Annotated in this window: 22 protein-coding genes; 11 read left to right on the forward strand and 11 right to left on the reverse strand. The window is 58.4% G+C overall.

The window, feature by feature from the left end:
- Positions 1-83: 83 nt before the first annotated feature.
- Complete coding sequence (locus ACZ0A4_RS02595; protein ID WP_463572962.1) at positions 84-1,145, forward strand: AraC family transcriptional regulator; 1,062 nt, start codon at positions 84-86, stop codon at positions 1,143-1,145.
- Here ACZ0A4_RS02595 and ACZ0A4_RS02600 read toward each other — a convergent pair.
- Positions 1,102-2,556 (reverse strand): TrkH family potassium uptake protein, encoded by a 1,455-nt coding sequence (locus ACZ0A4_RS02600; protein WP_463572963.1) that lies wholly within the window; start codon positions 2,554-2,556, stop codon positions 1,102-1,104. The genes ACZ0A4_RS02595 and ACZ0A4_RS02600 overlap by 44 nt on opposite strands.
- A gap of 121 nt (positions 2,557-2,677) precedes the next feature.
- Between ACZ0A4_RS02600 and ACZ0A4_RS02605 the strand changes: the two genes are divergently transcribed.
- Positions 2,678-3,244, forward strand: coding sequence for a nitroreductase family protein (locus tag ACZ0A4_RS02605; RefSeq protein ID WP_463572964.1), 567 nt, complete (start codon positions 2,678-2,680; stop codon positions 3,242-3,244).
- A gap of 246 nt (positions 3,245-3,490) precedes the next feature.
- Here the strand turns inward: ACZ0A4_RS02605 and ACZ0A4_RS02610 are convergent, their stop codons facing one another.
- The 6 genes from ACZ0A4_RS02610 to ACZ0A4_RS02635 all read right to left on the reverse strand — a co-directional run bounded on the left by ACZ0A4_RS02610 (position 3,491) and on the right by ACZ0A4_RS02635 (position 7,728).
- On the reverse strand, positions 3,491-4,831 hold the full coding sequence (locus tag ACZ0A4_RS02610; RefSeq protein ID WP_463572965.1) for a sensor histidine kinase: 1,341 nt from the start codon (positions 4,829-4,831) through the stop codon (positions 3,491-3,493).
- A gap of 175 nt (positions 4,832-5,006) precedes the next feature.
- Positions 5,007-5,456, reverse strand: coding sequence for a Spy/CpxP family protein refolding chaperone (locus ACZ0A4_RS02615; protein ID WP_463572967.1), 450 nt, complete (start codon positions 5,454-5,456; stop codon positions 5,007-5,009).
- 125 nt (positions 5,457-5,581) lie between these two features.
- On the reverse strand, positions 5,582-6,259 hold the full coding sequence (locus tag ACZ0A4_RS02620) for a response regulator transcription factor (RefSeq protein WP_095050143.1): 678 nt from the start codon (positions 6,257-6,259) through the stop codon (positions 5,582-5,584).
- A gap of 7 nt (positions 6,260-6,266) precedes the next feature.
- Positions 6,267-6,677, reverse strand: coding sequence for an SH3 domain-containing protein (locus ACZ0A4_RS02625; protein ID WP_034153246.1), 411 nt, complete (start codon positions 6,675-6,677; stop codon positions 6,267-6,269).
- Between the two features lie 150 nt (positions 6,678-6,827).
- On the reverse strand, positions 6,828-7,127 hold the full coding sequence (locus tag ACZ0A4_RS02630; RefSeq protein WP_016987935.1) for a YciI family protein: 300 nt from the start codon (positions 7,125-7,127) through the stop codon (positions 6,828-6,830).
- A gap of 1 nt (position 7,128) precedes the next feature.
- Positions 7,129-7,728 (reverse strand): septation protein A, encoded by a 600-nt coding sequence (locus ACZ0A4_RS02635; RefSeq protein ID WP_007919675.1) that lies wholly within the window; start codon positions 7,726-7,728, stop codon positions 7,129-7,131.
- Positions 7,729-7,815: 87 nt separating this feature from the next.
- Between ACZ0A4_RS02635 and ACZ0A4_RS02640 the strand changes: the two genes are divergently transcribed.
- From ACZ0A4_RS02640 to rluB, 6 genes are all read left to right on the forward strand, one after another.
- On the forward strand, positions 7,816-8,679 hold the full coding sequence (locus ACZ0A4_RS02640; protein ID WP_034153247.1) for a PHP domain-containing protein: 864 nt from the start codon (positions 7,816-7,818) through the stop codon (positions 8,677-8,679).
- A gap of 13 nt (positions 8,680-8,692) precedes the next feature.
- On the forward strand, positions 8,693-9,322 hold the full coding sequence (locus ACZ0A4_RS02645) for an L-threonylcarbamoyladenylate synthase (protein ID WP_038363745.1): 630 nt from the start codon (positions 8,693-8,695) through the stop codon (positions 9,320-9,322).
- 123 nt (positions 9,323-9,445) lie between these two features.
- Positions 9,446-10,144: a segregation and condensation protein A gene (locus ACZ0A4_RS02650; RefSeq protein ID WP_177431432.1), complete on the forward strand. Its 699-nt coding sequence runs from the start codon at positions 9,446-9,448 to the stop codon at positions 10,142-10,144.
- A gap of 11 nt (positions 10,145-10,155) precedes the next feature.
- On the forward strand, positions 10,156-11,151 hold the full coding sequence (scpB, locus tag ACZ0A4_RS02655) for an SMC-Scp complex subunit ScpB (protein WP_463572969.1): 996 nt from the start codon (positions 10,156-10,158) through the stop codon (positions 11,149-11,151).
- A 158-nt stretch (positions 11,152-11,309) separates the two neighbouring features.
- Positions 11,310-11,501: a DUF1289 domain-containing protein gene (locus ACZ0A4_RS02660; RefSeq protein WP_016771121.1), complete on the forward strand. Its 192-nt coding sequence runs from the start codon at positions 11,310-11,312 to the stop codon at positions 11,499-11,501.
- A 154-nt stretch (positions 11,502-11,655) separates the two neighbouring features.
- Complete coding sequence (gene rluB / locus ACZ0A4_RS02665) at positions 11,656-12,876, forward strand: 23S rRNA pseudouridine(2605) synthase RluB (RefSeq protein ID WP_320329906.1); 1,221 nt, start codon at positions 11,656-11,658, stop codon at positions 12,874-12,876.
- A 217-nt stretch (positions 12,877-13,093) separates the two neighbouring features.
- Here rluB and ACZ0A4_RS02670 read toward each other — a convergent pair whose 3' ends face one another.
- Together ACZ0A4_RS02670 and ACZ0A4_RS02675 are read right to left on the reverse strand one after the other, a co-directional pair.
- Entirely contained in the window at positions 13,094-14,059 is a 966-nt protein-coding gene (locus ACZ0A4_RS02670) for a M29 family metallopeptidase (RefSeq protein ID WP_463572970.1), read from the reverse strand.
- A gap of 71 nt (positions 14,060-14,130) precedes the next feature.
- Complete coding sequence (locus tag ACZ0A4_RS02675; RefSeq protein ID WP_003222780.1) at positions 14,131-14,268, reverse strand: hypothetical protein; 138 nt, start codon at positions 14,266-14,268, stop codon at positions 14,131-14,133.
- Between the two features lie 893 nt (positions 14,269-15,161).
- Between ACZ0A4_RS02675 and ACZ0A4_RS02680 the strand changes: the two genes are divergently transcribed.
- Positions 15,162-16,580, forward strand: a complete 1,419-nt coding sequence (locus ACZ0A4_RS02680) for an amino acid permease (RefSeq protein WP_016987926.1) — start codon at positions 15,162-15,164, stop codon at positions 16,578-16,580.
- Positions 16,581-16,648: 68 nt separating this feature from the next.
- Here ACZ0A4_RS02680 and ACZ0A4_RS02685 read toward each other — a convergent pair whose 3' ends face one another.
- Positions 16,649-17,998: a serine hydroxymethyltransferase gene (locus ACZ0A4_RS02685; RefSeq protein WP_463572972.1), complete on the reverse strand. Its 1,350-nt coding sequence runs from the start codon at positions 17,996-17,998 to the stop codon at positions 16,649-16,651.
- 535 nt (positions 17,999-18,533) lie between these two features.
- On the opposite strand from ACZ0A4_RS02685, the gene ACZ0A4_RS02690 reads away from it, so the two are divergent.
- Positions 18,534-19,139, forward strand: coding sequence for a helix-turn-helix transcriptional regulator (locus ACZ0A4_RS02690; RefSeq protein ID WP_463572973.1), 606 nt, complete (start codon positions 18,534-18,536; stop codon positions 19,137-19,139).
- Complete coding sequence (locus ACZ0A4_RS02695) at positions 19,123-20,001, forward strand: queuosine precursor transporter (protein WP_463572974.1); 879 nt, start codon at positions 19,123-19,125, stop codon at positions 19,999-20,001. The genes ACZ0A4_RS02690 and ACZ0A4_RS02695 overlap by 17 nt, the downstream gene beginning before the upstream one ends.
- 53 nt (positions 20,002-20,054) lie before the next feature.
- On the opposite strand, the gene queC is transcribed toward ACZ0A4_RS02695, so the two are convergent.
- Entirely contained in the window at positions 20,055-20,753 is a 699-nt protein-coding gene (gene queC / locus ACZ0A4_RS02700) for a 7-cyano-7-deazaguanine synthase QueC (protein WP_463572975.1), read from the reverse strand.

The following is a 20,753-nucleotide window of genomic DNA, read 5'->3' on the forward strand; positions in this document are numbered from 1 at the left end:
GGGCCAGTGACAATCGGCGCCACTTTAGTATCCTTCGCAAATCAGGCCGTAACATGCGGCCCCTCATGTAAAAGAAAAACGCCATGAGCGAACGAACGACTTCTGCAAGCTGGGCGATGGGGATTGTCAAAGCATTGGAGATGGACGGCCTGGATTGCCGGGTTCTGTTCAAGCAACTGGGGCTTGATTACACGGCTCTGGATGATCCGGATGCGCGCTTCCCGCAAGATTCCATGACCCGCCTTTGGCAACGGGCGGTCGAGTTGTCCGGTAATCCGGCGATCGGTCTGAACATGGGCAAAGTGGTGCGACCGGCGTCGTTTCATGTCGCCGGCTACGCATTGATGTCGAGCAATACCCTGGCCGAAGGCTTCCAGCGACTGGTGCGCTATCAGCGGATTATCGCCGAAAGCGCCGACCTGAGCTTCCGTCTGCTGGAAGAAGGTTACGCGCTGATTCTGACCGTACACGGTGACCATCTGCCGCCGACCCGGCAAAGTGCAGAAGCCTCGCTGGCCTGTGCGCTGGGCCTGTGCGGCTGGCTGAGCGGGCGTACGCTGCATCCGGTCAAAGTGCTGGTGCAGGGTGATCAGCCGGATAACCTTGAACCGTACAAACAAGCTTTCCACGCGCCGTTGGTATTCAACGCTCCGTACGATGCGTTGATTTTTGAACGGGCTGATATGGAAGCGCCGCTGCCCACCGCCAACGAAGCCATGGCGCTGCTGCACGACCGCTTTGCCGGGGAATATCTGGCGCGTTTTTCCGAAAGCCGCGTGACCCACAAGGCGCGACAGGTGTTGTGCCGTTTGCTGCCACAAGGCGAGCCGAAGCGCGATACCGTGGCGCAGACCCTGCATCTATCGCAGCGTACCTTGCAGCGCCGCTTGCAGGAGGAGGGCACGAGTTTTCAGCAACTGCTCGATGACACCCGTCGAGAGCTGGCCGAGCAGTATCTGGCGCAGCCGAGCATGACCTTGCTGGAAATCGCTTATCTGTTGGGTTTTGCCGACCCGAGTAACTTCTTTCGCGCGTTCCGACGTTGGTTCGACACCACGCCCGGTGACTACCGGACGCGGTTGTTGCAGGCGCCGAACGCGATCAGTGACGCCAAAAGGCCGGAATACACAGCACAAACACCGTAATGATCTCCAGTCGGCCGAGCAACATGCCGAACGACAGAATCCATTTGGCCGCATCGGGCAGGGTGGCGAAGTTGCCCGCCGGGCCGATGGTTTCGCCCAGCCCCGGGCCGACGCCGGACACGGTGCTGGCGGCGCCGGTCAACGCGGTCATCCAGTCAACGCCAAGCAGCGACAGCAGCAGGGCGATCACGCAGATGGTGATGGCGAAGAAGAACGAAAAGGTCAGAATCGAGCGCACGATTTCTTCGTCGAGGCGGTGACCGTTGTACTTCTGCTTGATCACTGCACGTGGGTGAATCAGCTGATTAAGGTTGGCCTTGAGCAGGATATAGGCGACCTGAAAACGGAAAATCTTGATCCCGCCCGCTGTCGAACCGGAACAGCCACCGACAAAGCCCAGATAGAAAAACAGCATCAGCGAGAAGTTGCCCCACAGGCTGTAGTCGCCGAGGGCGAAGCCGGTGGTGGTGACCACCGACGTCACGTTCAGCGCCACGTGGCGCAGGGCATCCAGCCAATGCAGGTTGGTCGTCCACCAGTACCAGGTGCCGAGCACCAGCCAGGTCACCAACAACATTCCGAGCAAACCCTGCACCTGCTGATCCTTGATCAGCGCCTTGCGATTGCCGCGCAAGGTCGCCACGTACAGGGTGAACGGCAGGCTGCCGAGAATCATGATGACCACCGCGACCCAGTGCACCGCCGGTTGCGTCCACTTGGCCAGGGATTGGTCGGAGGTCGAGAACCCGCCGGTGGAAATCGCCGACATTGCGTGGTTGATCGCGTCGAACGGGCTCATTCCGGCCCACCAGAACGCCAGGCTGCCGAGGATGGTGATGCCGACATACGCGGCAACGATCAGCCGCGCCACCATGTGCGAGCGCGGCATGACCTTTTCCGAACGGTCCGAGGATTCGGTCTGGAACAGGCGCATGCCACCGATGCGCAGAAGCGGCAGAATCGCCACCGCCATACCGATAAAGCCGATGCCGCCGATCCAGTGCAACAACGAGCGCCACATCAGAATGCCCGGTGACATGTTGTCCAGACCGTTGAGCACGGTCGAGCCGGTCGCGGTGATGCCGGACATGCTTTCGAAAAACGAATCGGTGTAGCTGATGTGCTGGGTCAGCAGAAACGGCAGCGCGGCAAAAATGCACACCACCAGCCAACTGCTGACGGTCAGCAGATACATGTCACGCGGGCGTAGGTGAATGTGTTCCGGGCGCCCGGGAATCACCAGCGCGAGGCCGGCGACGAAGGTGATCATGCTCGCCCAGAGGAACGACGGCAGATCGCCGGTGCGTTCGAAAATCACCAGGGTCGCCATGGGCACGACCATGGCCACGGCCAGGGTGATCAGGAAGATGCCGATGATGAAACCAATGATCCGTAAGGTCGGCAACGCCATGAAGTCCGCTCGGGCTGATGTGGGAAGGGCGCCATTCTACCCGTGGGGCAGGGCATGTAAACCGGCATCCTGTTGGCAGATAAAGCTAGAATAGCCGCACATATTTTTCAGGAGGTGGCCGATGCAGGCTCTCGACGCGTTGCTCAACCGTGTTTCCGTTCCACGACTGGTCGAACCGGCCCCCACTGCCGAGCAGCGCGAAGCTCTGTTTGGCGCAGCGTTGCGCGCGCCGGATCATGGGCATTTGCAGCCGTATCGCTTCCTGACCGTCGAAGGCGCAGCGCGCGAGCAGATGGGCGAGTTGCTGGCTGAGGCAGCACAGATGCAGGAAGGCGAAGTCACCGAAGCGATGATCGACAAGGCCCGCAACGGCCCGCTGCGCGCACCGCTGGTGGTTGTGGTGATCGCTAAATTACAGGAGCACGTTAAATATCCGAAGGCCGAGCAGTTGCTCGCGGCCGGGTGTGCGGCGCACGGGATTTTGCTGGCGGCGTATGCGCAGGGAATTGGCGCGGTGTGGCGTACGGGGGATTTGGCTTATTCGAAGCATGTGGCGCAAGGCTTGGGCTTGGCGGAAGGTGAGGAGGTAATTGCGTTTCTCTACCTTGGGACGCCGCAGAAAGAGCCGCGTGTGGCGGAGAAGGTTGATCTGGCTGAGTTTGTCAGCGCCTGGCCCGGTAAGGGCTGAAGATCAAAAGCCCCTCACCCTAGCCCTCTCCCAGAGGGAGAGGGGACTGATTGGGGGATGCTGTAGAGGTACGCCGACTTGAGCGATCTGCAATGAATCCATAATCGATTTCGGTTTAAGTCGAATACAGAGTTGATTACGGGTTCAGAGTCCATAATCGACTCGGTTTTTCAGGTCGATGTATGACGCAAGACATCGCGGTCGGCCCCCTCTCCCTCCGGGAGAGGGCTGGGGTGAGGGCGGCTCTCAGGGTTGCACCACCGCTCCCGGCACCAACGGCAATTCCAGACTGGCAATAAACCCACCCTGTGGATGATTGGCCAGCGTCAAACTCCCGCCATGGCGTTCCGCCGCACGCCGCGCAATCGCCAGCCCCAAGCCATGCCCTGCCGCCGTCTGCCCCGGCGCCCGGTAAAACGGCTCGCCCAACTGGCTCAAATGTTCGGCCTGCACCCCCGGCCCATGGTCACGCACACTCACGACAATTTTTTCGCCCTGACGCGACGCCTGCATTTCAATCGCCTGACCTTCCGGGTTGAAGCGCTGGGCATTGCGCAGCAGGTTATCGACGGCACGCTCGATCATGGTCGGCCAGCCCTTCAGGTTCAACTGCGGTTCGGCATCAAGGCGCACGATCTGCTCGGGCGATCCCAGCTTCGCGTCCTTCTGCAACGTGCCGAGCAACGCATTCAAATCCACGTCTTCGGCACTGGCGTTGTCGGCATCGACCCGCGCCAGCACCAGAATTTCACTGATCAACGCTTCCAGCCGATCGCACTCGCGGGTCAGTCGTGGCCAGAGTTTCTCGCGTTCTTGAGGGTTGGCCCGTTCGGCCAGTGCCAAGGCAATTCGCAGCCGCGCCAGCGGCGAGCGCAATTCGTGAGACACGTCGCGCAGCAACTGGCGCTGGCTACCGATCAGGCTTTGCAGGCGCGCACCCATGCGGTTGAAATCGGTGGCGAGTACGCCGAACTCATCACGACGGTTGGCCAGTTTGGCCAGGCTGTTTTGCTGATAAGTCGTCTGCCCCAGGTCATGCACCGCGCCGCGTAAACGGCTGAGCGGGCGGGTGATGGAGAAGGTCACCAGCAAACTGAACAGAGTCAGTACCACCAGCGCGATACCCAACGCACTCAATGGCCAAAGCAGACTTTCGCGGTGCCAGGCGTCGAGTTCCGGGTGCGGGATGCGATAGATGAACAGGTAGGTGTCACCGGTTTTTTCACTGGTGAATTCGTCGGTGAGGCGACGCCATGGCAGGCGTCGGTCATCGTTGTTCTGGCGTGCTTCGAAGGCGGCGGCGCGACGCGGGAAGGTCCCGCGTACCACCGGGTCGCCGCTTTCGTTGAGCACCTGAACGTCGATGTGATATTGGCGTTTGCGCTGTTCGAGGATGTCCTGGGCGGCTTCTTCGCCTTGTGCTTCGTAGGTTTGTGTCCACTCACTGGCGAGGGTGTTGAGGCCCGGGTGACGGCTGAGGATCCACGCGTCCTGATTGAGCATATGCCCGAGCAGAATGGACAACCCGGCCACCAGCGCGATGGCCAGCCAGAAGCTCGCGAGAATACGCCAGAACAATGAACGCACAGAAAATCCTCAGAACAATGCAAAACCCATGTGGGAGCGAGCTTGCTCGCGAAAGCGGTGTGTCAGTCAACATTTCTGCGTCTGATACACCGCATTCGCGAGCAAGCTCGCTCCCACAGTTGAACGGGTGAAAACAGGCCCGGCGGGGTGAGCCGTCGGGCCTGAAGTTAGATCATTATTGCGTCTTTTGCGCCTGTTGCGCTTTCCACGCCTTGAACTCGGCCCATTCGGCGCGACGCTCGGCCTGTTTCTTCTGGATCTCGTCGAATTTCTTCTGTTGATCCGGTTTCAGCACCGCACGAACATCGGTCTCGGCTTTCTTGTGGTTGGCCGCCATCTCGTCCTTCATGGCTTTCTGGTCAGCCGGCGAGAGTTTTTCCAGGTACTTGTCGACCACTTGCTTACGCTCGTGCATCTGCTCGCCCATGATCTTGCGGATCTGCTCGCGCTGTTCGCGGGACAGGTCGAGTTGGCTGTACGGGCCTTTGCCGTGCATGCTGTGCATCTGACCGCCGTGGCGTGGGCCGTCAAGCGGGCCACCCATCGGGCCGCCGTCTTGCGGCATGGCCATGGCGACGGTTGGCAGAGCGGCAGCGAACATCAGAGCGATAAGAGTCTTGCGCATGGTGTATCTCCTTGTCTCGTTCCCGGTACGTTCCGGATGAGTTCAGATTACGGAGATCAAGGTCAGCGGCGGTCAGCGCTGCGTAAAGCTTCGGTAAAGACGCTCAAGCGCTGACCTGACAAAACCTACAGGCTATAGAAGTAACCGCGGCTGCGCAGGGCAACGATGCGCGGGCGGCCGTCCGGGTGGGGGCCGATCTTTTTGCGCAGGTTGCTGACGTGCATGTCGAGGCTGCGGTCGTACAAGGTCAGCTTGCGGCCGAGGGCGATCTGCGCCAGTTCCTGTTTGTCCAGCGGCTCGCCCGGCTGCTTGAGAAGGGCTTCGAGCAAGCGGCTTTCAGAAACGGTGAGGGTCAGTTCTTTCTCGTCGATGCTGACCACGCCGCGCACCGGGCTGAAACTCAGGTCGCCCAGCTCAAGCTGCGTCGACACCGCCGCCGGGTGACTGCGGCGCAACACCGCGCGCAGGCGTGCGGTCAGTTCGCGCGGATCGCACGGTTTGGCCAGGTAATCGTCGGCGCCCAGTTCCAGGCCGAGGATGCGGTCCAGCGGCTCACCACGGGCCGAGAGCATCAGCACCGGCAAGTCGGCGTGGTCGTTGCGCAATTGCTTGAGCAGTTCCAGACCGCTGCCATCGGGCAGCATCACGTCCAGCACCACCGCCGCCGGGGCCGTTTCGGCCAACGCCTTGCGGGCGCTCTGGCCATCGTGGCAGGCGCGTACATGGAAGCCTTCCTGGCTCAGCCAACTACTCAGGAGTTCGCACAACTCCTGGTCATCATCAATCAGTAACAGCTCGCTCATGACTCACTCAATTTAGCCATTGCCGACGTTTTCGGCTTGCTCCACTGGCAAAGATACCGCAGAGCAGCGCCAATAGCGCTACTCCGGCGCCCGTGACGAACCACTGCTGCTGATCGGTCAACAGACGCGGCAGCGGGCTGGCCTGGGCTTCCTTGAGTTGCAGCTTCAAGCGCTGGTTCTCTTGGCGCAACCGGGCAAGCTGGGCACTTTCGCGGGTGTTGTCGGCATTTTGCAGTTGTTTGTTCAATTCTTCCCGTTGCTGCTCGCTCGCCTTGAGGCGCTGCTGCAACTCGGTGATCTGGCTGCCGGCGCTTAACGACAATGGCGTGGAGCTGCCGCCTTCGGTGGTTTCCTCACCATGGGCGGGCGCCATGATCGACAACGTGACCAACATCAGACACAACGGACCCTTGCGCATCGCAACACCTGCTTCCAAATGGATATTGGGCAGGTTGTCGGCAGGCAAACGAGAATAATGAGCGATTGAGAGCAGCAAGAACCAGGAAGGTTCATTGCCAGGCGTAATGTCGCGGGTGATGAGGGGAGAAATCCCCTCATCACCGGACTTTCAAGGCAGGACTTGCTTGAACGGCTTGACGATCACGTTGGCGTAGACGCCGGCGGCAATGTACGGATCGGCGTCAGCCCAGGCTTGCGCGGCGCTCAGCGAATCGAATTCGGCGACGATCAGGCTGCCGGTGAAACCCGCTGCGCCCGGATCATTGCTGTCGACGGCCGGGTGTGGGCCGGCCAATACGATGCGGCCTTCGCCCTTGAGCGCTTGCAGGCGTTCCAGATGCGCAGGGCGTGCGGCCAGGCGCGCTTCCAGCGAATTGGCGACGTCGGTGGCAATGATAGCGTAGAGCATGTCAGTCCTCGGTTTTTGGTGTTGTTGTGGTATCGGCATCGTGCAGGTGGCGCGACAGGTAAATGCCCTGTGCGACCAGGAACACCAGAGTCATGCCCAGGCTGCCGAACACCTTGAAGTCCACCCAGTAGCTCTGGAAGGTGAAGGCGACGAACAGGTTGGCAGCGCCGCAGAACAGGAAAAAGGCGATCCAGGCGATGTTCAGGCGGGTCCAGACCGGATCCGGCAGGGTCAGCGCGTGGCCCATGATGCGTTTGATCAGCAGGCGGTCACCGATGAAGTGGCTGCCGATGAACGCGACGGCGAACAGCCAGTTGACCACCGGCGCCTTCCACTTGAGGAAGGTTTCGCTGTGGAACGCCAGCGTCAGGCTGCCGAACACCAGGCAGGCGATCAGGGTCAGCCATTGGCTCTTTTCCAGCTTGCGCTGTTTGATGAACAACGCGCCGTACACCACCAGGGAACTGATGATCAGCATCGCCGTGGCGCTGTAAATACCGCCTACAGTCACTTCATGGCCAGCGATGTCGACGACCCGTGGATCAAGTTTGTAAACGATGAAGAACAGCAGAAGCGGGATGAAATCGATGAATTGTTTCACAGTGAGAGCCAGAAGCTGGATGTGGCGGCATAATAACAAACATATGGGCGCGCGATAGCGCCAGCTGATTTGAGGTTACAACTCCCCGTGAATGTTGATTTGCACTGCCATAGCACGGCCTCCGATGGCGCCCTGGCGCCTGCGGTTCTGGTTGCGCGTGCGTTCGAGAACGGCGTGCGAGTCCTGGCGTTGACCGACCACGACACCCTCGAAGGTCTCGCCGAAGCGCGTACGGCCGCCAATGAATTGGGTATGCAACTGGTCAACGGCGTCGAGTTGTCCTGCACTTGGGGCGGCGCGACCATTCATGTCTTGGGCTACGGTTTCGACGTCAACGCCGCACCGTTGGTCGAGGCGATCGCCAAATTGCACGATGGGCGCTGGCTGCGGTCGGAAGAAATAAGCCGCAAGCTCGCCCTCAAAGGCATGCCCGGCGCCCTCGACGGCGCGCGGAAAATCCAGCAGGAACTGGGCGACAGCGGCAACGCCCCGGCCCGTCCGCATTTTGCCGACTGGATGGTGCGTGAAGGGTTTGTAAAGGATCGCGCCGAGGCCTTTCGCAAATGGCTTGGCGCCGGCAAGCTGGGTGACGTCAAGTTGCACTGGCCGACCCTGGAAGACACCGTCGGCACACTGCGCGCCGCCAATGCCTGGGTCAGCCTGGCGCATCCGTGGCACTACGATTTCACCCGCAGCAAGCGCCGAAAGCTGATTGCCGACTATATTCAAGCAGGCGGGCATGCAATCGAGGTGGTCAATGGCCATCAGCCTGCGGAACAGGTCGGCAGCCTGGCAATCCTTGCCCGTGAGTTCGGTCTGCTGGTCAGCGCCGGCAGTGACTTCCATGGCCCTGGCGGCTGGTCCGAGATCGGCCAGTACCGGCCGGTTCCCGAGGACCTTCCACCCCTGTGGTGTCGGTTCAAACATGACACAGATATTGCCGCCGTCTGAACAGGTAGAGAATGTGAGTCAATTTTTCCAGATACATCCGGAAAACCCGCAAGCGCGCCTGATCAAACAGGCGGTCGAGATCATCCGCAAAGGCGGGGTAGTGGTTTATCCCACAGACTCTTCATATGCGATCGGTTGCCAGATCGGCGACAAGACGGCCATTGAGCGCGTGCGACGACTGCGTCAGCTCGATGAAAAGCACAACTTCGCGCTGATCTGCAGCGATCTGTCGCAGCTGGGCAACTACGCCAAGATCGACACCGGCACCTTCCGCATTCTCAAGGCGCACCTGCCGGGGCCGTACACGTTCATTCTCAACGCCACCCGCGAAGTGCCTCGGCTGCTGCTGCATCCGAAGAAGCGCACCATCGGCCTGCGCGTGCCAAGCCATCCGATCGCGCTGGCGCTGCTGGCCGAACTCGGCGAGCCGCTGATGAGCGTGACCCTGATCATGCCCGGCGATGAAGATCCGCTCAGCGATCCCTACGAAATGCGCCAGTTGCTCGAGCACCAAGTGGACTTGATCGTCGACGGCGGTTTCGGCGGCATCAAAGCCTCCACCGTGATCGACCTGACCGGCGACGACCCGGAAGTGGTGCGCGTTGGTTGCGGCGATCCGACGCCGTTCATGGTCGAGGCCTGAATGTCCGCAGTGGAAACCGTTGTCGATCCCCAGGCCGGCGCTCAGCAAGAGCTGCCGTTTGCCATGGTCTATGGCCAGGCGGTCATGGAAATGCCGCTGGACCTGTACATCCCGCCGGATGCGCTGGAAGTCTTTCTGGAGGCCTTTGAGGGCCCGCTCGACCTGCTGCTGTACCTGATCCGCAAACAGAACATCAACATCCTCGACATCCCGGTGGCGGAAATTACCCGTCAGTACATGGGCTATGTCGAGTTGATGCAGTCGGTGCGCCTGGAACTCGCCGCCGAGTATCTGGTGATGGCCGCGATGCTCGCCGAGATCAAGTCGCGCATGCTCCTGCCCCGCGCCGAAACCGTCGAAGACGAAGAAGACGATCCGCGCGCCGAACTGATCCGCCGCTTGCAGGAATACGAGCGTTTCAAGGCTGCTGCTGAAGGCATCGACGGCTTGAGCCGGGTCGGTCGCGATGTCGTCGTGCCCAAGCTCGACGCCCCGGAAGCCCGAGCGCGCAAGCTGTTGCCGGATGTCGCGCTGGAAGAGATTTTGATGTGCATGGCCGAAGTACTGCGCCGTGGCGATATGTTTGAAAGCCATCAGGTCAGCCGCGAGGCATTGTCCACCCGCGAGCGCATGAGCGATGTGCTGGAGCGGCTCAAGGGCGGCGGCTTTGTGCCGTTCGTCGAGCTGTTCACCGCCGAAGAGGGCAGGCTGGGCGTGGTGGTGACCTTTATGGCGATTCTTGAACTGGTCAAGGAATCCTTGGTCGAGCTGGTGCAGAATGAGCCGTTCGCCGCGATCCACGTGCGAGCCCGAGCCGAATAACGAGTCGAAACATGAACCTGACTGAACCCCGCGAGCTGGCGCCCCTGCTTGAAGCCTTTCTGTTGGCCTCGGGAAAACCGCAATCCCTTGAGCGCCTGTTTGAACTGTTTGAAGAAGGCGAGCGGCCCGAGCCTGCGGTCTTCAAGAAAGCCCTGACCCTGCTGGGCAAGTCCTGCGAGGGCCGTGCTTTCGAGCTCAAGGAAGTCTCGTCGGGTTATCGCTTGCAGATCCGCGAGAAGTTTTCGCCGTGGGTTGGCCGACTCTGGGAAGAACGCCCGCAACGTTATTCCCGTGCCTTGTTGGAAACCATCGCGCTGATCGCCTATCGCCAGCCGATTACCCGTGGCGAGATTGAAGACGTGCGTGGCGTGGCAGTGAACAGCAACATTGTCAAAACCTTGCTGGAACGGGAGTGGATCCGCGTCGTCGGCTACCGCGACGTACCGGGCAAACCAGCGATGTTTGCCACCACCAAGATGTTTCTCGATCACTTCAACCTGAAGAACCTCGAAGACCTGCCGCCGCTGGCTGAACTGCGCGAAATGGAAACCGACCCGGTGCTCGATTTCGACGACGCGCCGGTGCCACAGGGCTTGCAGGAACTGGCCGACGCCAGCGCCGAGCCGGAGGAGGAGAAGGAAGAGACCAGTTTCCATACGTTGTTGCTGGAGCTGGACAGCATGGAGGAGGGGATCAAGACCGACTTTGATGATTTGCTGCGGGACGCGGCTGATGGTGAGGCACCGACGCCTGAAGCAGAAATCGAGACTGAGCCTGCGCCGCAGATCGCCGAGCCAACCATCGAAGTTGAACTTGAAGCTGAGCCAGAAGCCGAACCGGAAGAGGACATTCTTGGCGTCGCCGAAGCCCGCGAAAAGCTGTTGGCCGCCGTCGCTGCCCTCGAACAACCGTCGCCAGCGCCCGAACCGGAGCTAAGCGAAGAAGAAGCCGAAGCCCGCGCCCTGGCCGAAGCCATCGAAGCCGAACGCCGCGAATTCGAAGACTGACCGAAACTCGGGGAACAATGAGGCCCCTGTGGGAGCGAGCTTGCTCGCGAAAGCGGAGTGTCTTTCAAAGATGATGCGTCTGACATGCCGCCTTCGCGAGCAAGTCGAATCGTCGCACCGTCGCTCCCACAGGGTTTAGCGTAAGCCAGGAATATCAGATGAGTTCCACCAAAGACCCGTGCATCAGCCTCTGCAAATTCAGTGACGACATCTGCCTCGGCTGCGGCCGCAGCAAACGCGAAATCAAAGCCTGGAAGAAACTCGACAAGGACGACAAACGCACCGTACTGGCTGAAGCCGCGCTGCGCCTGATCAAACTGGGCGGCGCCGGTCGGCGGAAAAAGAAATAACTGCCAATCGATCAGCTAGTCTCTGATGCGCGACGGCGCACATCCGCGTATGATTCGCGACCCTTCGCCGATCCCTTCGGCCTAGAACCCAGATTTCAATGCTTCAGGCGTCCAATTCAGAGCGCTTGAACAGACCACACCGGGAGGTGCCCAGATGAGTGACATCAATCAGAAAGACGACCAGGAAATCGGCCCAGCAGGCGAAAAACTGCAGAAAGTCCTCGCCCGTATCGGCGTCGGCTCGCGCCGTGACGTGGAATCCTGGATCAGCCAGGGCCGGATCAAGGTCAATGGCAAAGACGCCACCCTTGGTCTGCGCGTCGACATGCACGACGCCATCACCATTGATGGCAAGGTGATCAAGCGCGAAGAGGCTGCCGAATCGGTACGCCGCGTGATCATGTACAACAAACCCGATGGCGAGATCTGCACCCGTGACGACCCGGAAGGCCGTCCGACCGTGTTCGACAAGCTGCCGCGTCCGAAAGAAGGCCGCTGGATCAACATCGGTCGTCTCGACATCAACACCACCGGTTTGCTGATGTTCACCACCGACGGTGAACTGGCCAACCGCCTGATGCACCCGTCCTACGAGATGGACCGTGAGTACGCTGTGCGTGTCCGCGGTGAAGTCGACGACGAAATGATCGAGCGCCTGAAGGCCGGCGTGGTGCTGGAAGACGGCCCGGCCAAGTTCACCGACATCAAGCAGGCGCCGGGTGGCGAAGGCTTCAACCACTGGTATCACTGCGTGGTGATGGAAGGCCGCAACCGTGAGGTTCGTCGTCTGTGGGAATCGCAAGGTCTGGTGGTAAGCCGTCTGAAACGCGTGCGTTTTGGTCCGGTGTTCCTCAACTCCGACCTGCCGATGGGCCGCTGGCGCGAGATGAGCCAGTACGAAGTCGACATTCTCAGTGCTGAAGTCGGCCTGACGCCAGTGGCGATGCCGCAACTGAACGCCAAGAGCAAAGACAAGCTCGAGCGCATGCAGCGCAAATCGTCGCGTCCAATGGCCAAGACCGAGCGCGTGCGCACCCTGCGTCCGGCTGCTGGCGCGCCGACCGGCCCACGCCCTAGCCGTGAGCCGCAGATCGAAGGCGAGCGTCCAGGTCGCAAGCCGGTGGCCCGTGACGGCGAGCGCGCTCCGCGTCCGGCCAACGGTCGCACTGAGCGTGGCGAGCGCGGTGCACCTGCCGGTCGTGGCACGCCTGTGGCGGATCGTCCAGCGGACACCACCAACAAGCGCCCGGCCAAGCCTGCGCCGAAGCGTCCGGGGATCAAACTGGTTGACGGTGACAAGCCGTCGGGCAAGCGCCGTGGCGCGCCGGCCGGTTCCGGTCAGCGTCCGGGGTTTGGTCGCAAGAAGCCGGAATAAGGAAGCTTTGAGCTTCTAGCGGCAAGCTTCAGGCTAAAGCAAAAACGCCAACCTCAGGGTTGGCGTTTTTTTTGTCTGATGAAAGGTATGTAGCGCCTGACCGGGCCTCTTCGCGAGCAAGCTCGCTCCCACATTGGAGCTGTGTTGTATACAAATCCCCTGTGGGAGCGAGCTTGCTCGCGAAAGGGCCGGTAGCCTCAATAAAGAAAATCCCAGGCTAGAACACAAACCGTCCATCAAACACTGGCTTGTCATCCAGCGCTAAAACACCGCCCGAGAAAATCAGGTCCAGGTGATGACTGCCTTTCGCGCCACCGCCTAGCCCAAGGTGCAACCCACAATGGCGCTCTTCAAACCCGGCATTGCGCGCATACAAATCCTTCACGCCTTCATTGGTGCCAATCCCCAACTCTTCAATCCGCCGATTCGATGGATTCGCATCCAGGTACTTGTTGAAATCATGCTCCAGCCCCGGTACCTCCGTGGCGATGCGGCGGATGGTCGAGTTCTCGATCCACAGTTCCAGCGGCGATTCCAGCACGCCGTATTTGCGCGCAAACGGAATGGTGCTGAGGAACGTGCCCTTGAATTTCACATGGCCGTTGATGGCCTCGCTGTGCGTGGCGATTTCGCCGGGGGCGAGGTCGAAATTGCCGACACCGTTGATGTCGGTCCACTTCTTGATGCTGCTCAGCGGCGTTTCAAACCATGAGCCGTCGTCGTCCTTGAAACTCAGCGTGGTCGCCTGGGACATGCGCTGGATCAAGTGACTGTTGAGCCCGGCAATCCGCTGCGGGGTGACGCTGAAGGTGTCGTAGAAATAATCGCCGTAATCCTTGAACAGCAGCGACTTCTTCCAGTTTTCCGCCATGACCGCTTGCAGTGCGCGGACAAATTCCGGGCCGTCGGGGCGCGGATTGGGCAGGGTGGAAGAGTCGTAGAAGAAAATGTACAGATCGCTGTCGGTGATTGCCGAGGTCAGCGTTGCGGTGCTTTCCAGGTCCAGACGGCGGGCGCTGAACGTGAAGCGTGGATGATCGCCAGCCTGTTCGGCGATGGCGCCGGTCAGCGCTTCATAATCAGCCGTGTGGCCGAGCAATACCTTCGCCGAGTCGAGACCGGCAAGGGCAGGGTGGTGTTCGAGGTAGTAAAGGAAATGCGAAATCGCGCGGGGCTTATCCATGAGTCCTCCCTGACTGACCGTGAAGAAAGCGACAGACACGACCGGCCGGATCGTGCCTGCCCGGGGATGTCTTACAAAGGCCACATCGCCGTGCCGAACGGAACTACCGCGTCGGCTTGCATCATTTCCACAGCCGCCTCGTGGGTCGGTGCTTCAAACCATTCGTCCAGTTGCAGTTCGGTATCCAAGTCTTTTTCCAGTGCTTGCATGGTCGATCTCCTAGATGACTTTCACGGTTGTGACTGGCCGGTCGAGGTGGCCGGCGAGACGTGAAGAACCTAGTTCAGGGTTTTTTGTAATGCAAAAAATTATTCATTTAATTTTTAAATAGACTTTTTATTCTGTTTTTCGGCGGCAGTTTTCTTATTTGAAAACAAAAAACTAAGCCGCGAGTTTCATTAGCAAGCTTGCTACCGTCAATTTGCAGACGTCTGACAGAAATTTCTGAAATGGAAACTCTGCGTTACGCGGCGTAAAGAAATGTTTACGAAAAAGCCGGAAAAGCCGAATGAATCCAACCCTCCATGGAGGCTGTAAGGAAAAGCTGCCGAAGCCTGCTCAGCCGGGCGCTGCGCAAGGCTCTGGCGCGCTTGTTTCAGCGGCGTTTGCAGGGTGAGATGCGCCCCATGCCTGTCGTGCAGGTGCATAACAAGAAGGAGGCGCAATGAACGCCGTGACTGATCTCCACCTCTCTCCGTGGGACGGTTTTTTCCTCGTCCACGCCGATGGCCTGCAAAGGCCTGTCTCAAATTTTGCAGCCGCTCGAGTGTCTCGAGGCGGACACACGCAATCCCGGCAACCATCACGCTGATCCAGCGGGGTCTGGCAGCAGGGGGTTAGCGGTGTACAATGCGCCGCGTTTTAACTGTGACCCTCTGCGTAATCGCGCAAATATCAAGGCTATCCGCCTTGTTCACTCCGTGGCGCCACAAGCGTTTCGGGTTCGATTTCGTCACAGATAAAAACAAACAGGTGACGCATGACCGTTGTAAATAAGCTGAACTCCTGGTGCCTGCGCTGGGGTTTGATCGGGGCTGCTTGAAATCGCAACCTTGCAGCAACGTCTACTGAACATCATCAAACCTTGCGTGAGACCTTTTTCATGAGTGGACAACCCTCGCAATCAGGCGAGCTGAAACGCGGCCTGAAAAATCGCCACATTCAACTGATCGCCCTTGGTGGCGCGATCGGTACCGGATTGTTCCTCGGCTCGGCCGGGGTACTGAAATCCGCCGGCCCGTCGATGATCCTCGGCTACGCCATCTGCGGCTTCATCGCCTTCATGATCATGCGCCAGCTCGGCGAGATGATCGTCGAAGAGCCGGTGGCCGGTTCCTTCAGCCATTTCGCGCACAAGTACTGGGGCGGCTTTGCCGGTTTCCTGTCGGGCTGGAACTGCTGGATTCTGTACATTCTGGTGGGCATGTCGGAGCTGACCGCGGTCGGCAAATACATCCACTACTGGGCGCCGGACATTCCGACCTGGGTCTCTGCGGCAGCCTTCTTCGTGCTGATCAACGCGATCAACCTGGCCAACGTCAAAGTCTTCGGTGAAGCCGAGTTCTGGTTCGCGATCATCAAGGTCGTGGCGATCGTCGGCATGATTGCGCTCGGTAGCTATTTGCTGGTCAGCGGCAACGGCGGACCGCAAGCCTCGGTGAGCAACCTGTGGTCGCACGGTGGTTTCTTCCCGAACGGGGTGAGCGGTCTGGTGATGGCCATGGCGATCATCATGTTCTCCTTCGGTGGTCTGGAAATGCTCGGTTTCACCGCAGCTGAAGCCGACAAACCGAAAACCGTGATCCCGAAAGCGATCAATCAGGTGATCTACCGGATCCTGATTTTCTACATTGGCGCACTGGTGATCCTGCTGTCGCTAACCCCATGGGACAGCCTGCTGGCAACCCTCAACGCGTCCGGCGACTCGTACAGCGGCAGCCCGTTCGTGCAAGTGTTCTCGATGCTCGGCAGCAACACCGCCGCGCACATCCTCAACTTCGTGGTGCTGACTGCCGCGTTGTCGGTGTACAACAGCGGCACCTACTGCAACAGCCGCATGTTGCTGGGCATGGCCGAGCAGGGTGATGCGCCGAAAGGTCTGGCGAAGATCGACAAGCGCGGCGTGCCGGTGCGTTCGATTCTGGCTTCGGCGGCAGTGACGCTGGTTGCTGTGCTGCTTAACTACCTGATCCCGCAACACGCGTTGGAACTGCTGATGTCGCTGGTGGTTGCGACGCTGGTGATCAACTGGGCGATGATCAGCTTCTCGCACTTCAAGTTCCGTCAGCACATGAACAAGACCCAGCAGACGCCGCTGTTCAAGGCGCTGTGGTATCCGTACGGCAACTACATCTGCCTGGCGTTCGTTGCGTTCATCCTTGGCGTGATGCTGCTGATCCCCGGCATTCAGATCTCGGTGTATGCGATTCCGGTGTGGGTCGTGTTCATGTGGGTCTGCTACGTGATCAAGAACAAGCGCGGTGCGCAGCAGGCCGTGCACGCGGCAGGTGCTGCCAAGTAAGCGCTGACGCAGAAACACAAAACCCGGCCTGAGTGCCGGGTTTTTTTATGGGCGCAAATGTTGGAGCGCTATTGATAGTCGGTGAGAGGATAGTCCCTGCACAGGGTTTCGACCTCTGAGCGAAACTGCGCGAGGAGCAGGGGTTCCAGTGTGTAATCCTGATCACCGAGCGGCGCCACTGTATTCAGAATCCGCACGATCAAATCGACGATCTGGCGGCTGCCGTGGACATCGACCCGGCGTTGCGCCAGAGCAGCGGTGCCGATACGCAGCCCGCTGGTAACCAGTGCCGAACGGGGATCGTCGGGTACGCGATGTTTGTTGACGATGATCCCGCAGTGTCCCAGCGCCGCCTCCCCGATAGCCCCCGTGATGCCACCCCGCAAGCGAACCAGCACCGTGTGGTTTTCACTGCAGCCACCGACCACCTCATAATCCTTGGCCTGAAACGCTTTGACCATTTCATCTGCCGTGCTGCGGATCTGCGCCATGCAGGCATCGAATGCTGCGGACATTGCATAACCCAGCGCGGCAGCCTTCGCCGCGATCATATTGGCGGCGGGCGCACCCTGCATTCGCGGGTAAACGGCTTGATCAAGCAGGCGGCTGAAGGTGGTGCGCAAACCGGGAATCTTGGTGTTCGCATCAGCGCCGCTGAGAATCACGCCACCGCGAGGCCCGGCGAGTTGCTTGTGCGTGCACGTGACGGTGACGTGGGCGGCGTCGATCGGACTTGGGTGTCGTCCGGTGGCGACGAGCCCGGCGATATGCGAAATGTCGGCGAGCAGGATGGCCCCGGCTTCATCGGCAATTTCACGAAACCGCTTGAAGTCCACGACGCGCGAATAGGCGGTGGCGCCGCAGAGGATGACGCGTGGGCGATGAGCGAGAGCGAGCAGGCGTACCTTGTCGTAATCGATCAGGCCGTCTGATGTCGTACCGTACTGGATCGCCTTGTAGTAGGCGCCCGAAAACGCGGCCAGGCTGCCATGCGTCAGATGACCGCCGTGTTCCACCGCCATGCCGAGCAAGGTATCGCCCGGCTCAAGCAGGGACGTGAGCACCTGGTAAACGGCGTTCGACGCTGAGTGTGGCTGTACATTGGCATATTGCGCGCCGAACAGTTGCCGCGCCCGGCAGATGGCGAGCGATTCGACCAGCTCGACATTCTCGCACCCAGCGCTGTGACGTTTGCCGGACATGCCTTCAGCGGTCACGTTGACCAGCACGGAAGCGGAGGCCGCCAAGGTTCGCGGCTGGACTGCGCAGGAGGAGGAAACCAGTGAAAGCGTGTGCTGTTGACGCGTGACTTCAGCGTCGAGAATGGCCGCCAGTTCGGCGTCTTCTGCGCGGAGGTCCGCCAGGCCGCGTCGCAGCAAGTCAGCCTGGTTCTTGAGCGGTTCAGTAATGACTGCCATTGCTTGATTCCTTCCCTGGTTTTGCGTGATTTGCGCATGTCCTTGCTTGCCAGATCTGTACAGGCGAATCCGTGTTTTGACCGCTGTGCGTGCAAAACTAAACCCTGTACAGCCCCCCCCCCGGTTTTTCGTTTTTTCACTCTCGAGAATGAGACGCCGGATTGACGCATCATAGATTTTTCAGTGAGGAACGCCACAGAATTAATCAAAAAAATGAACATTTTTCAAAGAAAATGATTCTTTTTGTAGTCGCGGCGGGTGTAAAACAGGCATTGCCCGGGGGCGATTTTCAAGCCTGGGGTGGAAGTCGACAGGAACTGAAGAGTCAGTACTGAGGCTGAAATGACCCCGCACGTTGGCGGAAGCAGCCTGTGAAAGCTGACTTTTTATACCGAATCCAAGGAGGGAGAATGCTATGATCCTGCGCGGCACTGACAGGGATATAACTGCAATTTCCTACCTCACTTGTGTATGTCCGGAATGATCATTCGGGGCGTGGCATTGATTGCAGTTAACAACGGATGGTAAGCATGTGATGCACAGAAGAGAAAGATCGGAGAATCTGAAGAACAACATCAAATACCTGATCAAGAGTCGCGGGGAAACTCAGTTGTCCCTGTGCCACTCCAGTGGTTTGACCCGCACGACCATCTATAACATTCTTGAAGGCAAGGTGGTCAATGTACAACAGTCCACTGTGCGCAAGATTTCTGATTTCTTCGGCGTGTCTTACGAGGAAATAGAGACGATTGATTTTGAAGAAAAGGAAATCATCGAAAGCAGTATTTCGCCACAGGGGAATATGAATCCGGCGGCGGTTCCGGTGATTAAGGAAAGTATGCTGCTGCAAAGTCTGGACAAAAGAATTGGCGAGTTGGCCACGATTTATCCATTGACTTATTATTTTGGCACGTCCTTTAACCTGATTGGCGTGCTTCTGGAAAATGAAATCACTGGCATGAATGAACCCGGCGATCTGTTGATCGTGCAGAAAGGAGCATCGACCAGCGACAGGGAAAAGCTGGTGTATGACAAAGTCACAGCGAAGTTATCTATAAGCCATGAAGGCAGCTTTGATACGGATCGTGTATGCGTGATCGGAGATGTAATCGAGGAACGATTTAATGGATTGCAGTGTTGACGTTGAAAACAGCAAGTACAAGTTGCTGGGATTTGAAAATGGAAAAAGCCTGGCCGTCATCATGGTTATCGCGACAGGCAAAATAATTAAAATAAAGCTAAGTGAAGTGTTGAATAGTGAGATTATGGATAATCTGAATAAAATCGAAGTGAAAAACCTCTACAAGAAGTTTTACTCCCAGGGCGGCGCACTCACCGCTTACGAAATCAATGACCGGCATGAGGGTTCCTGGATGATCTACATCATCCTGAACCTGATGTTGTTCACGCTTTACATTTTCACCAGTATTGCTGCGACAAAACCGATCTATCTGGAGTATTTCGATATTGTCGTGACACCGGGTACATTCCTCTATCCGCTGACGTTTCTGATCGTCGACTTGCTCAACGAAACGTTCGGTCTGAGACTTGCGCGAAAAGCGATCCTGTTCGCGTTCATCAGCAATGCCGCGATTATCATTCTGCTGGCGATCACTACCCATTTGCCGGGACTGCCAGGCTGGAAACTCGATGGGGCTTATAATGATGTTATCAGTCAGTTGTCAGCAGTTCTGGTAGCGTCTTCTATATCGTTTCTGGTTTCCGAGAACATAAACTCGTACCTGTTGTGCAAGATTAAAGAGCTCACAAATTCCAGGTTTCTGTTCTTGCGAGTGTTTTTAAGCACATTGTTTGCCGTGATCATCGACAGTTTTCTGTTCTGCTACATCGCTTTCTACGGGACGATGGAAAACAGCGCGATATTGGGCATGATCTACGTTCAGATCGCAATCAAGGTGGGTTTTGCCTTCTTTAATATCTTGCCGGCCTACGGGGCAAGGTCTTTGTTCAAGAAATACCTGACGGGTGCGCAGACGCAGTAAGCAGAGGAGGGCGCTCACTCAGCATGCTTGAGTGAGCGCTTGTTGTTGCAGTATTACTTTAAGCCAAGTTTCTCTTTCAAGCGTTGAGTCACCTGCACTTTATTGTTCAGAAACTCATTCAAGCCTTTGGCACGAAGATTACAGGCATCGCAATCGGAACATCCAGTACCTTTGATGCCGTTGTAGCAAGTTAGTGTTTCTTCACGAACCAGATCCAGTTGATGGTGGTAATCAGCCAAGGCCCAGGTTTCTGCCTTGTTCAGCCACATCAATGGCGTATCCAGTTGCAGCTTGTAATCCATGCCTAATTCAAGGGCTTTATTCAAGGCCTTGACGAATTCATCCCGGCAATCGGGATAGCCCGAGAAGTCGGTTTCACAGACGCCGGTAATGACCGTTTTGGCCTGGACTTGATAGGCATAGATAGAAGCCAGGGTCAGAAACAGAATGTTCCGCCCCGGAACAAAGGTGCTTGGCAGGCTCTCGCCGGAACTGTTCACGGTCGGGACCGGAATGTTATCGCGGGTCAGGCTGCTGATGGCCAGTTCATTGAGCAAGGACACATCCAGCGTTTTATGCACGGTCACACCGAGATTTTTCGACAGCTGCTGCGCCACTTCAATTTCTGCGTGATGACGCTGACCATAGTCGAACGTGATGCAGTGGACTTCATCGTAGTGGGTCAGGGCGTGGATCAAACACGTGGTGGAGTCCTGCCCGCCGCTGAATACGATAACTGCTTTGTTGGTCAT

This window comes from Pseudomonas sp. AC172 (assembly GCF_979258595.1).